General features: G+C 65.1%; 11 protein-coding genes. 5 read left to right on the top strand and 6 right to left on the bottom strand.

All coding sequences use genetic code 11. The features are described 5' to 3' along the window. Complete coding sequence (locus HTUR_RS12870; RefSeq protein ID WP_008894489.1) at window positions 1-267, top strand: elongation factor 1-beta; 267 nt, start codon at window positions 1-3, stop codon at window positions 265-267. Window positions 268-399: 132 nt separating this feature from the next. Then, a complete protein-coding gene (locus HTUR_RS12865) occupies window positions 400-1,713 on the top strand; it encodes an MFS transporter (RefSeq protein WP_012943754.1) in 1,314 nt (437 codons plus the stop codon). 98 nt (window positions 1,714-1,811) lie between these two features. Here the strand turns inward: HTUR_RS12865 and HTUR_RS12860 are convergent, their stop codons facing one another. Further along, on the bottom strand, window positions 1,812-2,300 hold the full coding sequence (locus tag HTUR_RS12860; RefSeq protein WP_012943753.1) for a hypothetical protein: 489 nt from the start codon (window positions 2,298-2,300) through the stop codon (window positions 1,812-1,814). 127 nt (window positions 2,301-2,427) lie between these two features. Then, entirely contained in the window at window positions 2,428-3,183 is a 756-nt protein-coding gene (nucS, locus tag HTUR_RS12855; protein ID WP_012943752.1) for an endonuclease NucS, read from the bottom strand. Between the two features lie 227 nt (window positions 3,184-3,410). Between nucS and HTUR_RS12850 the strand changes: the two genes are divergently transcribed. After that, window positions 3,411-4,037, top strand: coding sequence for a hypothetical protein (locus HTUR_RS12850; protein ID WP_012943751.1), 627 nt, complete (start codon window positions 3,411-3,413; stop codon window positions 4,035-4,037). 93 nt (window positions 4,038-4,130) lie between these two features. Here HTUR_RS12850 and HTUR_RS12845 read toward each other — a convergent pair whose 3' ends face one another. Next, on the bottom strand, window positions 4,131-4,616 hold the full coding sequence (locus HTUR_RS12845; protein ID WP_012943750.1) for a hypothetical protein: 486 nt from the start codon (window positions 4,614-4,616) through the stop codon (window positions 4,131-4,133). A gap of 336 nt (window positions 4,617-4,952) precedes the next feature. Between HTUR_RS12845 and HTUR_RS12840 the strand changes: the two genes are divergently transcribed. Next, window positions 4,953-6,887 carry a beta-CASP ribonuclease aCPSF1 gene (locus tag HTUR_RS12840; protein WP_012943749.1) on the top strand — a complete coding sequence of 645 codons (1,935 nt, stop codon included), beginning with the start codon at window positions 4,953-4,955 and terminating at the stop codon, window positions 6,885-6,887. A 110-nt stretch (window positions 6,888-6,997) separates the two neighbouring features. On the opposite strand, the gene HTUR_RS27995 is transcribed toward HTUR_RS12840, so the two are convergent. The 3 genes from HTUR_RS27995 to HTUR_RS12825 all read right to left on the bottom strand — a co-directional run bounded on the left by HTUR_RS27995 (window position 6,998) and on the right by HTUR_RS12825 (window position 10,001). Further along, entirely contained in the window at window positions 6,998-7,336 is a 339-nt protein-coding gene (locus tag HTUR_RS27995; protein WP_049941894.1) for a hypothetical protein, read from the bottom strand. A 245-nt stretch (window positions 7,337-7,581) separates the two neighbouring features. Beyond that, window positions 7,582-8,934: a DolP-mannose mannosyltransferase gene (locus HTUR_RS12830; RefSeq protein WP_012943747.1), complete on the bottom strand. Its 1,353-nt coding sequence runs from the start codon at window positions 8,932-8,934 to the stop codon at window positions 7,582-7,584. A gap of 257 nt (window positions 8,935-9,191) precedes the next feature. Beyond that, window positions 9,192-10,001, bottom strand: coding sequence for an endonuclease III domain-containing protein (locus HTUR_RS12825; RefSeq protein ID WP_012943746.1), 810 nt, complete (start codon window positions 9,999-10,001; stop codon window positions 9,192-9,194). Between the two features lie 249 nt (window positions 10,002-10,250). Here HTUR_RS12825 and HTUR_RS28560 point away from each other — a divergent pair, with 249 nt between their 5' ends. Continuing rightward, the gene (locus HTUR_RS28560; protein WP_012943745.1) at window positions 10,251-14,330 is read left to right on the top strand and encodes an MEDS domain-containing protein; all 4,080 of its coding nucleotides are present in this window, start codon (window positions 10,251-10,253) and stop codon (window positions 14,328-14,330) included. Window positions 14,331-14,519 lie beyond the last annotated feature (189 nt).

Here is a 14,519-nt window from a genome sequence, read left to right as displayed (position 1 = left end):
ATGGGAAAGGTAGCTGCGAAAATCAAGGTCATGCCGAACAGCCCCGAAATCGACCTGGACGCGCTCCAGGAGCGCCTCGAGAGCACCCTCCCCGAGGGCGCGAAGATCAACGGCGTCGAACGCGAGGAAGTCGCGTTCGGTCTCGTCGCGCTCTACCCGACCGTGATCGTCCCCGACGGCGCGGGCGGCACGGAAGCCGTCGAGGAAGGCTTCTCGGACGTCGAAGGCGTCGAGAGCGTCGGCGTCGAGAACGTCGGCCGTATCTGAACCACTGAATCGACGCTCGATCGAGTTCGGTTTCTCGGAGCGGAACGTCCCTCGAGCCGCTGGTCCGTCGGTTTGACGGTCCACGTCTGGCGGGACACAATTCTTACCACACCGTCCGTGAAACGTGCAGGCGTGAGTGCGCTGTCGGATCCCGCTAAACGGCGGTGGCTCGCGTGGGCCGCGCTGGCGACCGTCTTCCTGCTCGTCAATCTCCACCGGTTGTCGACGGCCGTCCTGTCGGACCGGCTGACCGACGCGTTCGGCACGACGGCGGCCCAGCTCGGCACGCTCCACGCCTCGTTTTTCCTCATCTACGCGGTCGTCCAGATTCCGACCGGCGTGGTCGCCGACCGGTTCGGACCCCGGTACGTCGGCTCGATCGGCGGCCTCGTCCTGAGCCTCGGCGCCGTCGGCTTCGCGGTCAGCGGGAGCTATCTCGCGGCCTTCGCCTCGCGGGCGCTGATCGGCCTGGGCAGCGGCGTCATCTTCGTTTCGATCCTCCGATTTTGCGCTAACTGGTACCGCGCCGACGAGTTCGCGACGATGACCGGGCTGACCGGCAGCGTCGCCGGACTCGGCGCGATCCTCGCGACCACACCGTTGGCGGTCACCGTCGACGCGCTGGGCTGGCGAGCCACGCTGATCGGTCTGGCCACCGTCGGCGTCGTCGCCGCCGGTGCCGTCTTCGTCGTCGCGCGACAGTCGCCGGCCGCGGCCGGCCTCGAGCCCATCGCGGGCGTCCCGGAGCAGCCGTCGGTCACGCTCGCGGAGACCGCCGGCCACCTGCGGACGCTCGCTCGCGACCCCGACCAGTGGCTGCTGTCGGTTGTCTTCTTCGCCGGCAACGGCGCGATACTGACACTGATCGGACTATGGGGAGTCCCCTACCTCGCGATCGTCTACGGCCTCGACGTGACGACCGCGTCCTCGTTTACCCTCCTCGGATCGATCGGCCTCCTGGTCGGTCCGCCGGCGATCGGCTGGATCTCCGATCGACTCGAGCGGCGCGTGCTGCCGATGACGGCGGGCGTCGGCCTGTTGACGATCGCGTTCAGCGTGATTCCCGTCTTCGGGCGCCCCCCGCTGGCGATCATCGCCGTCTCGTATCTGGCCTGTGGCGTCCTCTTCGGCGCCGCGATGCTGTCGCTGTCGACCGTCAAGGACCGGTATCCGCCCGCGGCCAGCGGCGTCGCGACGGCTACCGTAAACACGGCGGGGTTCGTCGGCGCGACGATTCTCCCGACGCTGATGGGGCTGGTGTTGGATGCCTACCGGACCGGCGAGACCGTCGGCGGCACCGTCGCCTACACCCAGTACGGGTATCGGCTCGCCTTCGGCATCCTCGCGGTGACCGTCGCCGTCGCCTTCTGCTGTTCGTGCTGGCTGCTCGTCCGCGACCGCGACGCTTCCTCGCCGTCGGCGCGCGAGGGCTCGAGCGAACGATAAGCGACACGAGGAACAAAGTGGGGTCGTCGGTCGGGAGACGGACCGGTTCGGTGGCGATTCGTTGGGCTACCCGACGGGACGGTCAGTGGGACGTCTCGTTACTGGCCGGGGCCAGGGCCGGGGCCCGGACCGGGGCCGGCGTCGGGACCGGGCTGATCGTCCGGGTCGGCACCGAGACCGGCCTCGGAGACGATCCGCGCGCCCGTCTCGGAGAGGTCGACCGTCACGTCGCCGGGAACGGCCTTGCTGATCTCGTCGACGTTGCCCGCGAGCACCGTCAGAATGTCGTCGGGGTTCGCGTACAGCAGCATGGTGCCGTCCTGGCCCTCCGCGACGAGTTGCGTGTCGTTGAGGACGATCTGGTCGTTCTGGATCGTCGCCGCGACGACCGGCAGTGCCTCGGGTTTCCCCTGCTCGTCGTCGCGGACCCGCCGGATGTGGACGTCCTCGAGGTCGATGACGTCCTTGTACTCCTGGATCACTTCGGCGCAGGCGACCATGTCCTGCAGCAGTTCGGCCTTCTGTTTCCCCCCGTGGCCGTCGTCGCGGTTGAGACAGTGCTGACAGACGCGAAGTTCGAGTCGCATTGGCGGCTCTTATCGCTGGAGCCCGATGAGAATTCCGTTTCGGCTTCCGACACCGAGCCGAGTCCGTTCGAGCCGCTCGAGTCACCCTCCGGCGGGGGACTGCCACGGCGAGAGCCGCGGACAGATATCAGTCGCCGGTCGGTTTCAGCGAGACGAACTCGAGGCCGTGGTCCCCGAGCAACCGATCGGCTCGGTCGGTCACTGACGGGGCGACCAGAACCCCGCGGACGTCGGCGTCGGCGTGGAGATCACGCTCGAGGGCGTCGACGTACCGGCGGAGCTGGCCGACCGCGTCCGGCCCGACGCGGCGGCGCTTGAGTTCGACGACGACCGTCCGGCCCGCCGAATCCTCGCCATAGATGTCGACGGCGCCGGCCGGCGTCGCGCGCTCGGTCGCCAGCGGCGTGAACCCGGCCTCGAGCAGGTCGGGCTCCTCGAGAATGCGCTGGCGGAGGTCCTCCTCGGTCCCGGAGAGGGCGAGGTCGTTCTCGTCGGTTCCCGAAAAGGCCGAGACCTGCAGGACTCGCTGGAATCGCACCAGCAGCCGCTCGTCGGGGTTCGACCGCAGGCTCTCGAGGACGAGCGCGTCGGGTTCGGCGTCCGCCTCGACGCCGCTCCCGTCCGAGTCCCCGCCGTCGCAGTAGACGTCGTGCTCACAGCCCGGCGGCTGCCAGTTGACCGGCTGCTGGCCCTCGTCGGTGTGGACCAGCGCCGCGCCGTCCGGTTTGAGCATGACGTGTCGGTCGCCCGCCTCGAGCGTGCTCGAGGCGCGGCCCTCGTAGTCGACGGTACAGCGGCCGAAGACGGTGACGAGCGCCTCGCGCTCGATGCCGTCGGCGACGGCCTCGCGGGCGGCCGACAGCGACGGCTGCTCGAGGGTCACTGCTCGCGACGACCGCGCAGTCGATGGCTCTGACGTCACTGGAACGTCATAGCCGTCGGGCGAATAAAAGGAGCCCGGACCGCGTACGGACGGCTCGCGTCGTTCCGTGACGGTCGTGACCGATCATGTTGCGCCCGATCGCTGCCGTTCGAAGCCGGCCATCGCCGACGAGAGTTCGCCGCGCTTTCAAAAACCCTTATCTCCGCCCGTCGATGGTCTCGAATTGAATGACAGACGGCCATCCCCGCCGCGCATTTCTCGGAATCGCCGGCACCGGCGTCGCCGCATCGCTCGCCGGTTGTTCCCAACTCGAAGCGTTGACCCAATCCGACGACGACTCGAGCGACGCGGTCACGGTCGCGGTGTCGCCGGACCGGGAGGAGCTCGAGCGCCTCAACGAGGAGATCCAGACGGCCGTTCAGAGCGGCAATATGACCCAGCAGGAGGCCCAACAGCGAGCGCTGGAGGAACAGCGGAACCTGACCGAGGAGGCCGCGACCGAGTTCGAAGACTCGGCCGACGACAGCAATATCTCGGTCGAGGAGTCTGCACCCGAATACGGACTCCTCCGGGTCACCGGATCCGACGAAGCGATCATGAGCGCGCTTCGGAACGGCGAGATCAACGGTATCTATCCCGGCGACCAGTACGACGCGTTCGTCCAGCAACAGCAGCAACAGGCCCAACAACGGGAGATGCTCCGGCGACAGCAAGAAGAGCAACAGGGCGACGGCGCCGGAAACGAGTCCGACGCTGGCAACGAAACGGACGCCGGAACCGACACGGACGGGTCCGACGACGGGAACCAGACCGCCGAAAACGAGTCGGACGCCGGAAACGAAACCGACGAGTAACTCGAGGCCTCGTTCTGATGACGGTTTGGCCGCCGATCACGGTTCACAACGGTTCGGCGGCTGCTTACCGGTCCACGGCGGGCGGGCCGCCGGTCACCGCTCGACACTGAACGGACTCGAGCGCTCGGTCCAGTTCCAGCCCGGCAGCCGCTCCTGGAACCCGGCGGCCAGCGCCGCCTCGCAGTCGTCGACGCCCGCGTTCTCGTCGGCCTCGCCGTGGACCTGCAGGTCGGCGTAGTGGAACGTCGCCTCGCCGAGGGTCCGCAGCGGCTGGCGGCCGGCGACGGTCGCGGCCAGTTCCCGGCCGAGGATCTCGTCGACGACGAAGCCGGGATAGTCGCCCTCGACGTCGAGTTCGCGGAGGATCGCCACCATGGCGGCGACGTTGACCCCCAGATCGCCGTCAGCGAAGACGTCGTCGACGGCCTCGAGATACTGCGCCTCGGTGACGTGATCGACGTCGGTGTCGAAGACGTCCCCGAGGTCGTCACGGACGTCGTTGATGAGCGGAACGACGGTTTCGGCCCGGTCTGCGACCCAGTTTCGCTCCGTTACGACGCGGTCGGCTGTCAGGTACATACCCCCGATACGTGACGGATGGCCCTGGTTTTTGCGAAGGCTTTTATACTACGCAAAGAATAGCGTCGGATAAGCGGGTTCTCCCTGGAATCTTCCCGCAGCCCAGGACGACCGACCTGGGAGCGTGTTCGTCACGGCAGGTGTCAAACGGATGATCCGGGATACGAGACGTACTGCATCGTCCGACGTGGACGGTGTGGCACAACGGTATCGCCGGTACGATACGATACGGTGTGGACGGTCGGTAGACCGTCGTCTCATCCCGAAATCCGACAGCATCGACCTGAGCGGTTCGCTCCCCGGCGGCGAGTTCACGCAAGCCACAATCGGCGACCTATGAGTACTGTAGAGCAGCAACTCGACGATCTGAAAGCAGAGATCACGAGCGAGTTACCGAGCGATATCTCGGTCTCCTCGGTGAAATACGAAGGCCCCGAAGTGGTGGTCTATACGCGCGATCCGAAGAAGTTCGCCCAACAGGGCGACCTCATTCGGCAACTCGCGAGCAAACTTCGCAAGCGAATCACCGTCCGCCCCGACCCGAGCGTTCTCTCGCGACCCGAAGAGGCCCGCGAGGAGATCATGAGCGTCATCCCCGAAGAGGCCGGCGTCACGGACCTGGACTTCCACGCTGACACCGGCGAGGTCGTCATCGAGGCCGAAAAGCCGGGCATGGTCATCGGCCGCCACGGCTCGACGCTCCGCGAAATCACCAAAAACGTCGGCTGGACGCCCGAAGTCGTCCGCACGCCGCCGATCGAGTCCTCGACGGTTTCGAACGTCCGTAGCTTCCTCAAGCAGGAACGCGACGAGCGACGGGACATTCTCGAGAAGGTCGGTCGACAGATCCACCGCGAGGAGATGTCCGACGACGAGTACGTCCGCATCACGACGCTGGGATGCTGTCGTGAGGTCGGTCGAGCGTCCTTCATCCTCTCGACGCCCGAGACCCGGATCCTCATCGACTGCGGCGACAAACCCGGCGCCGAGGGCGAAGTGCCCTACCTCCACGCGCCCGAGGCGCTCGGCGCCGGTCCGCAGACGATCGACGCCGTCGTCCTCACCCACGCCCACCTCGACCACTCCGCGCTGATCCCGCTGCTGTTTAAGTACGGCTACGACGGACCGATCTACTGCACCGAGCCCACTCGTGATCTGATGGGCCTGCTGACGCTGGACTACCTCGACGTCGCCGCCAAGGAGGGACGCGCACCACCGTATGAGAGCGAACAGGTCCGCGAGGCGATCAAACACTGCATCCCGCTCGAGTACGGCGACGTCACGGACATCGCGCCGGACGTCAAACTCACCTTCCACAACGCCGGTCACATCCTCGGCTCGGCCGTCTCGCACTTCCACATCGGCGACGGCCTCTACAACGTCGCGTTCTCCGGCGACATTCACTACGAGGACACCCGGCTGTTCAACGGCGCGGTCAACGACTTCCCGCGCGTCGAGACGCTGGTGATGGAGTCGACCTACGGCGGTCGCAACGACTACCAGACCGACCAGGAGGACTCCGAGCGAAACCTCAAGGAGATCATCAACGACACCTACGACGAGGGCGGCAAGGTGCTCATTCCGGCGTTCGCCGTCGGGCGATCCCAAGAGATCATGCTCGTTCTGGAGGAGGCGATGCGCAACGGGGACATTCCCTCGATGCCAGTCCACCTAGACGGGATGATCTGGGAGGCGACAGCCATCCACACCACCTACCCCGAGTACCTCCGGGACGACCTCCGGGATCGCATCTTCCACGACGACGAGAACCCCTTCCTCGCCGACGAGTTCAACCACATCGACGGCGGCGAGGAGGAGCGCCAGGACGTCGCCGACGGCGAGCCCTGTATCATCCTCTCGACGTCCGGGATGGTCACCGGCGGTCCGATCATGTCGTGGCTGTCCCACATCGGCCCCGATCCGGACTCGACGCTGGTCTTCGTCGGCTACCAGGCACAGGGAACCCTTGGACGGCGTATCCAGAACGGCTGGGACGAGATTCCGACCAGCGAGGTCGGCGCCATGGGCGGGAACAACGGTCGCGGCACTCTCGATCTGAACGTCGACGTCGAAACCGTCGACGGCTTCTCCGGCCACGCCGACCGCGCCGGCCTCGAGAACTTCGTCAAGACGATGAACCCGCGCCCCGAGAAAGTCCTCTGTGTCCACGGCGACGAGCGGTCGACGCAGGACCTCTCCTCGGCGCTGTACCACAACTACGACATGCGTACCTTCGCGCCGAAGAACCTCGAGACCTTCAGGTTCTTGTAAATCCCTCAACGAGCCCTTTTAGTCCGCCTGGGACTATGAATCCGGAGAGTCGAATTCTGACGTACCTTTCGAGGCAAACGCCACATCCGTACGGACGGGGATAAAGCCGATTAGAAATCCCGTTGTCCGACTTCCGACAGCTGAGGCTGATTCGAGTACGATATTCGAGTCCAAACGATACGGACGCTAATCGCACCGAGCGAGGTGATGATCAAGAGCGAACAGAAGTACCACGGTTGGGATTGAACCACGAAAAGCCCTCTCGCGGACGCAGGCACGATACCGAGCGCCAGCAGATAGAACGCAGTGAGGAGAGCGAGCGAAGGCCGACGGAGCCCGTGCCAATAGAGGAGGCCGACGAGAACACCCGATAGCAATCCGAGTTGTCCGGAATGGAGTTCAGGGACGGTGCTGAAAATCGACGAAAGAATAGTTTCGACGGTAGCCATGACTACAGTACCCTGTTCGAGGACCATTGTACGATTTGACCTGCAATTGTGCGTCTATTACGGCGATCAGTTACCCGTCTGCAAGTAGGGGTGAAGAATGCGGCCTCGGCCACGTGTGAGGGGCGATTCACACCACGTGAACGGGTATCCGTCGGTGACCGGATCGAGTCCGTGGCGGGAATCAGTGAACACTCCGTCGTCGAACCGCCTCAGTTGTGAGTCGACCCGCTCGAGGTACCGAGTCCCTAGCCGCGATCGATACGATTCGGCCATCCGCCACATCGCTCTGCGTCCAGCCGGTCGTCGGTCATCGCGATCCACCGCACTTCGGTCCAGCTTAACCGGTAGTGACACGTCTCCGGCTTCAGCTGCTCCCAGTAAATGGTCCGCATCGACGGGCTGTCCGCATCGTCCGGCGAAATCGGGAGGTGCTCGTCCGGCTCGGCCTCCCGTTCCATCGTCTCGAGCGTCGGCTTCGGAGGCGGCGAGTTGACGTTCCAGGCCAGCCCCGAGAGGACGATCAGCCCGGCGACGACAGCGACGACGACCGGCCACCGGTAGCGGTTCGTCCGGGTCGCATCGCCACTGAGTCGGTCCGTCGTGACGGACCGCCACGCGGTCGCGCGTTCGACAGTGACGGCCACGCCGAGCGCGACGAAGGCGAGCCAGAGGAACGTGTCCGTCGAGCCGTCCAGATCGACGACCAGCACCTGGAGGCCGAGTATCACCCCGCCAGCCGGAACCCACCATCGCGTCCGGAGGTCGCGGACGGCGGTGGAGGCCCATCCGTAGAGCGCCACCGGGAGGAGCACCGATCCGTAGCCGAACACCAGCAGTATCGAGAAGCCGCGTTCGGCCAGCGTGTACGGTGAGCCGGCGACCAGCGGCACGATCACAGTCTGTACGAACATCGGAACGAGCGCACCTGCGGCCGCGAACACGAGGACGACGACGCCGGTCACGACGCCACCGCCCGCGATGGCCCGGAGCACGTCCTTCCCGCCGGTTCGCTGGTACGTCATCCCGACGACCAATGGAGCGAAGGCGATCCCGGACTGCCAGGAGCCAGCGCTCAGTGCCGCGGCGACCCCGGCCAGAAACGGCCGGTCGCGGAGGGCCAGCGCGAGTGAAAGGACACCGAAGAACAGCGCGTAGAACTGCGCCCAGACTCCGGCCAGAGGGAGGAGAAAGAGCTCCGGAACGACGAGCATCGTGAGGCCGGCGGCGACCGCTGCGGCGTCTTCTCCGGTCACGAGGAAGGCGACCCACCCGACGAGCAGGATGTTCGCGGCGGCGACGAGAAGGGTGAGTATCACACTGAGGCCGTGTAGGACGTACATGTTTCCGCCCGAGAGGACGGCGAGCGCGGCCGTAATTGCGAACGGAACGGGCGGGTTCACGTCCCAGACGTCGACGTACGGAACACCGCCCTCGAGGACGTACCAGCCCGTATGCTGGAAGAACGCGGGATCGATCGCGATCGTCGGCCACTCGGTCAGGAGATACGCGGCGAATTCGATAGCGAACAGGACGGCGACGATCGAACCGAGGACGGCGATCCAATCGGATCGACTCTCAGTGAGTGATCGGGTGGACATGATAGAGGAACTCACCGACCGTACGAGTACGGACGACCAAGAGCCACCTCGTTCTATCGGTCGATTCGCCGACGTCCGGTCGTACGTCGCCGCTGGGGTTCCGTCGGTTCCGATTCTCCGGGGGGAGAACGTCGATGTGAATCCGTTCGCCGAGAGCGCTCTTCCTTTCGGTCCGCCGTGTGATCTCCTTCGCGACGGCGAGGGTGCCTCGATCCCACGCGACGCAGTGGTCGAAGCGGGTTTCGTCGGTCAGATCGTTACTCGAGCGTCGCCGCGGGATCGACGACCTCGCCCGTCGCGGGGTAGACGCCGACCTGCTCGCACACGTCGGCCATCGGGCAGGCGTCGGGATCCTCGAGGCAGGCCGGCTTGCGCGCCGTGCAGTACTCGCGACCGAACTGGATCGTCGCGGTGTGACCGAATCCGCACTTGGCGGCGGGCACCTCGCGCTCGAGCACCGCGCGAACGCCCTCGTGGTCGGCGGCGGCCGGCGCGATGCCCATACGGCGGTAGATCCGGTGGACGTGGGTATCGACGGGGAAGACGCCGCCGCGACCGCCCGCGAACAGCAGGACACAGTCGGCGGTCTTCGGGCCGATGCCGCGGATCGAGAGGAGCGTCTCGCGGACCGCGGCGGGATCCTCGTCCTTGACGAACGCGTCGAACGCCGCGGCGGAGCCGAACTCCTCGAGGACCCACTCGGCGGTTCGGATCAGCACCTCCGACTTCTGGTTGTAGAGGCCCGCGGAACTGATCGTCTCCGCGAGGCGCGACTGCTCGGCGTCTGCGAGCGATGCCGCGAGGTCGACATCCGGGCCACCGTACCTGTCGATCAGCGCGTCGTGGGCCGGCTGGCTCGCCTTGTCACTGGTGTTCTGGCTCAGGACCGTGCGGACGAGGCAGGTGAAGGCGTCCTGTCCGCCGTACGTTTTCTGCCAGTACAGTTCCCCGAGTCGGTCGACGACCTCCTCGGCGCGGGTGTCGGCCGTCGCGGGATCGAACTCGGCCGCGGCGCCGCCGCCATCGACGCCGCCGCTGATGTTGACCGCGGGTTCGTCGTCGCTCATACGCGCGGCTACGTCTCGGCGATACGTGTGTATACCGGATTTGCACCCATCGAAACGCTCGTACCGCTATCGGAGAAGCGTCTGCCGATTTTCGGGACGCCATACCGCGAGTACACGACCGACGGTACTCTTTTCATCGTCGTCCTCTTCGACTCGAGTAATGAACAGACCCCGGATAGTAACAGACGTCCGCGAGTATATCGATTTCACGGACGAGCTAACGCGTTCCGGGCGACCACGAGACTCCCTATGAGTAACCAGCTATCAGATCAGACCGATCAGCGCACCGCGCCCGATCTCGGGGGCAGGTTCACCCCCTCGAAATCGCGTTCCGCGCTCCGGGGCCCCGTTGAACCGCTCGATGGACACGAGGACACCGACCACCTCGCTCTCCTCTACGAGGATCGGGCCGAACAGTTCGAGGCGGTCGTCCCGTTCATCCGAGACGGTCTCGAGCGCGGCGAACGGTGTGTTTACGTCGCCGACGACAACACCACGGACGAGGTGCTCGATGCGATGCGAGCCCGCGACGTCGACGTCGACGCCGCGCTCGAGTCAGGGGCGCTGTCGGTGCACACGGAGGCGGAGACCTATCGACGGACCGGCGAGTTCGACCGCGAAGCGATGCTGTCGTTCTGGGAGGAGACGCTCGCGGACGCGACGGCGGACGAGTTCACGGGGCTCAGAGCCGCCGCGGAAATGACGTGGGCGCTCGAAACCGACGCCGACTTCGACGGACTCTGCGAGTACGAAGCGTTGCTCAACCCGCACTACGAGGGCGAGGACTACACGGTCCTCTGCCAGTACAATCGCGACCGGTTTCCGGCAGACGTCGTCCACGACGTCCTCAAGACCCATCCCTATCTCGTCTACGATGGCACTATATGTCAGAACCTCTACTACACACCACCTGAGGAATACTTCGGCCCCGACCGAGTATCGCGCGAGATCGACCGGAAGTTAGAGACATTGGTCGATCGGACCGACGCGCGGTTGACGATCGAGACCAGCGAGCATTACCAGCGCGAGGTGTACGAAATTATGTCGGACGCCAACCGCTCGTTCGACGAGAAACTCGACGCGCTATTCGAGGTCGGGTGCGAACGGTTCGATCTCGACCTCGGCGGGCTGGCCCGGGTCGATCCGGAGAGCGATCTGTTCGAGGTCGAGGCAGTTAGCGGCGAACACGACCACCTCGTTCCCGGGGCGCGACTCGACCTCTCGGAGACCTATTGCCGAGTCGTCGCCGACAGTGACGCGGGATCGGACGACGACATTCCGGACCCGGTCGAGATCACCGATCCCGTCGATAGCGGCTTCGAGAACGCGGCCTGTTTCGCCGAGTTCGACGTACGCACCTATCTCGGTACCCGTATCCCCGTCGATGGTGACCACGATCGAACGTTCTTTTTCGTCACCGAGGAATCCCGCGACGCCTCGATCTCCGAGGAGGAGCGCACGTTCCATCGACTGATGGGGCAGTGGGTGAAATACGAACTCGAGCGCCAACAGCGCGAGCGGGAGCTGCGCGAGCGAACGGAGCATCTGAACGCGCTCATCGAAACCACGCCCGAATGCATCAAGACCGTCGCTCCCGACGGGACCCTGCTTCAGATGAACCCCGCCGGACTCGACATGGTGGAAGCAGACGCCGCGTCGGATGTCGTCGGCGAGTGCGTCTACGACCTGATCGCCCCCGAGGACCGCGAGCGGTTCCGCGAGTTCAACGAGCGGATCTGTCGGGGCGAACGCGGGACGCTAGAGTTCGATATCATCGGACTGGAGGGTACGCGTCGACAGATGGAATCGCACGCGGAGTCGCTCCAGCGCCCCGACGGGACGACCGTTCACGTGGCGCTGACGCGCGATATCACCGAGCAAAAGGAACGCCAGCAGGCGCTTCAAGAGAGCAAAAACCAACTCCAGGCGCTCATCGATGTGCTCCCGGTCGCCGTATTCGTCGCCGAAGGCGACGGGCAGATCGTCGAGTGGAATGAGGCCGCCGAAGAGATCTGGGGCGGTGAAGTCGCCGAATCCGACTCGGTCGCCGAGTACGAGGCGTACGACGGGTGGTGGGCGGACACGGGTGAACCAGTCGATCCCGATGAGTGGGCGCTCGCCCGAGCGCTCCGAGGCGAGGAGGTGGTCGATCCGGACGAGATCGAGATCGAAGGATTTGACGGGGAGCGGCGGACGGTCCTCAATCACGGGATGCCGGTCCGAGACGAGGCCGGCGAGGTGCGTCGTGCAGTCGTCACTCTCGTCGACATCACCGAGCGCAAGGAGCGCGAGGCGGAACTCCGACAGACGAAGGATCGCTTCGAGACGGTGTTCGAGCAGAGCGACGACGGCATCTTCGTCATCGACCCCGAAACGGACGCATACGTTGACGCGAACTCGGCCGCCTGCGAGATGACCGGGTATACGCGCGATGAACTGTCGTCGATCGCCCCATCAGACCTGCATCCCGACGAACTGGAGCAGTTCCGCGCGTTCCTCGATGAGGTCCGCGAGACCGGATCTGCATGGACCGAGGATCTCCACTGTCGTCGCAAAAACGGTCACGATATTTCGGCAGAAATCGCAGCCTCGTCAATCACACTGGACGGACGTGAACTCGTTCTCGCGAGCGTACGGAATATCGAACAGCGCAAGAAACACGAGCGATACCAGCGAGACCTCTACGAGATCACCGCCGATCCCGACCTCTCGTTCGACGAGAAACTCGAACGGCTGCTCGAGTTGGGTCGCGACCGATTCGGCCTCGAGATGGGCGGCCTGAACCACCTGCCGTCGTGGGACGGCGCGTTCCGACTCGAGAAGGGCGTCGGTCTCGGCCTCGACCCCGACGAGGAGTTGTGGACCGATCCCGATAGCAATTGTTTCTGCCGTCGAACCATCTCCGAGGAGGACCCCGTCGAAATGGCCGACGTACGGGGTACCCACTGGACCGAGGATACGATCTACCGAGAGTTCGGGATGACGAGTTATCTCGGGACGAAGGTCACGAGCGGCTCGACGCCGTACGGCACGCTGTGGTTCGGGAGCACCGATCCGCGTGATAACCCGTTCTCGGCGGCCGAGCGTTCGTTCATCGAGTTGATGGGGCAGTGGGTGAGCTACGAGATCGAGCGCCGCGAGCACAACGAATCGCAGCGGGAACTGTACGACATCACCGCCAATGTGGATCTCGCCGCCGACGAGAAGATCGACCGCCTGCTCAAGGTGGGCTGTGACCGACTCAACCTCCCCGTGGGAATGCTGACCCGCGAACGCACGAACGCGTTCGAGATCGAACACATGCACGGTTCTCACCCCGATCTCGACGAGGGAACGCTCACGCCGCCGCTGACGGACAACTACTCCCGTCGGGTCGTCGACACCGGTGACTCGATCAGCGTCGCCGACGCCGGAGCGGCCGGCTGGGACGGCGACGCGCTCTACCACGAGTTCGACCTCCGGTGTTACGCCGGGACGCAGGTGATCGTCGACGACGACGTCTACGGCACCGTCTGCTTCACTGATACCGTGCCGCGAGAGGAGTTCACCGAGACCGAGCGGTCGTTCCTCGATCTCCTGGGGCAGTGCATCGGCTACGAACTCGAGCGCCAGCAGTACGAGCGGGAGCTAGAGGAGACGGTCGACCGGCTCCAGCAGTCGAACGAGCGCCTCGAACACTTCGCGTACGCCGCCTCCCACGACTTACAGGAACCGCTTCGGATGGTGACGAGCTACCTCCAGCTGCTCGAAAGTCGGTACGGCGACGCCTTCGACGAGGACGGCGAAGAGTTCCTCGAGTTCGCCGTCGACGGGGCCGACCGCATGCGCGAGATGATCGACGGCCTGCTCGCGTACTCGCGGGTCGAAACGCGGGGCGATCCGTTCGAACCGGTCGAATTGGACACGGTTCTGGACGAGGTGCTCACGGATCTCCAGATCGAAATCGAGGAGACCGACGCCGAGATCACGACGGCCGAACTCCCTCGCGTGGAGGGCGACGAGAGCCAACTCCGCCAACTCCTCCAGAACCTGCTGGACAACGCGCTCACGTACAGCGGCGACGAGCCGCCGCGGATCCACATAGATGCGGAACCACGGCGGCAGAAGTACGTGATTTCGGTCCGCGATGACGGGATCGGCATCGAACCGGGCGATCAAGACCGGATATTCACCGTCTTCGATCGGCTTCACAGTCGCGACGAGTACGACGGCACGGGACTCGGACTGGCGCTCTGCCAGCGGATCGTCGAGCGCCACGGCGGCGACATCTGGGTCGACTCCGAACCCAGCGAGGGGTCGACCTTCTCGTTCACGCTCCCCGCTGCGTGATCGAAGGAAGACTCTCCCCCGCGGAGATACCCATCTTTCCGACGCTTTCTGTCAGTCCCGTCGATACGTGTGTATGCCGATTCGTGGGCGAGAACGAGCGGCTGGACGAGCGACAGATACGACAGCACGAGGAGAGTCGAAAACGCGATCGCTCCGACCACTCGTCGTACGCGACTGGTAGTTCTGACG

It is taken from the genome of Haloterrigena turkmenica DSM 5511 (genome assembly GCF_000025325.1).
Classification (GTDB): domain Archaea; phylum Halobacteriota; class Halobacteria; order Halobacteriales; family Natrialbaceae; genus Haloterrigena; species Haloterrigena turkmenica.
Note: the sequence above shows the minus strand (reverse complement) of the source record. Positions and strands in the feature narration are given on the sequence as shown.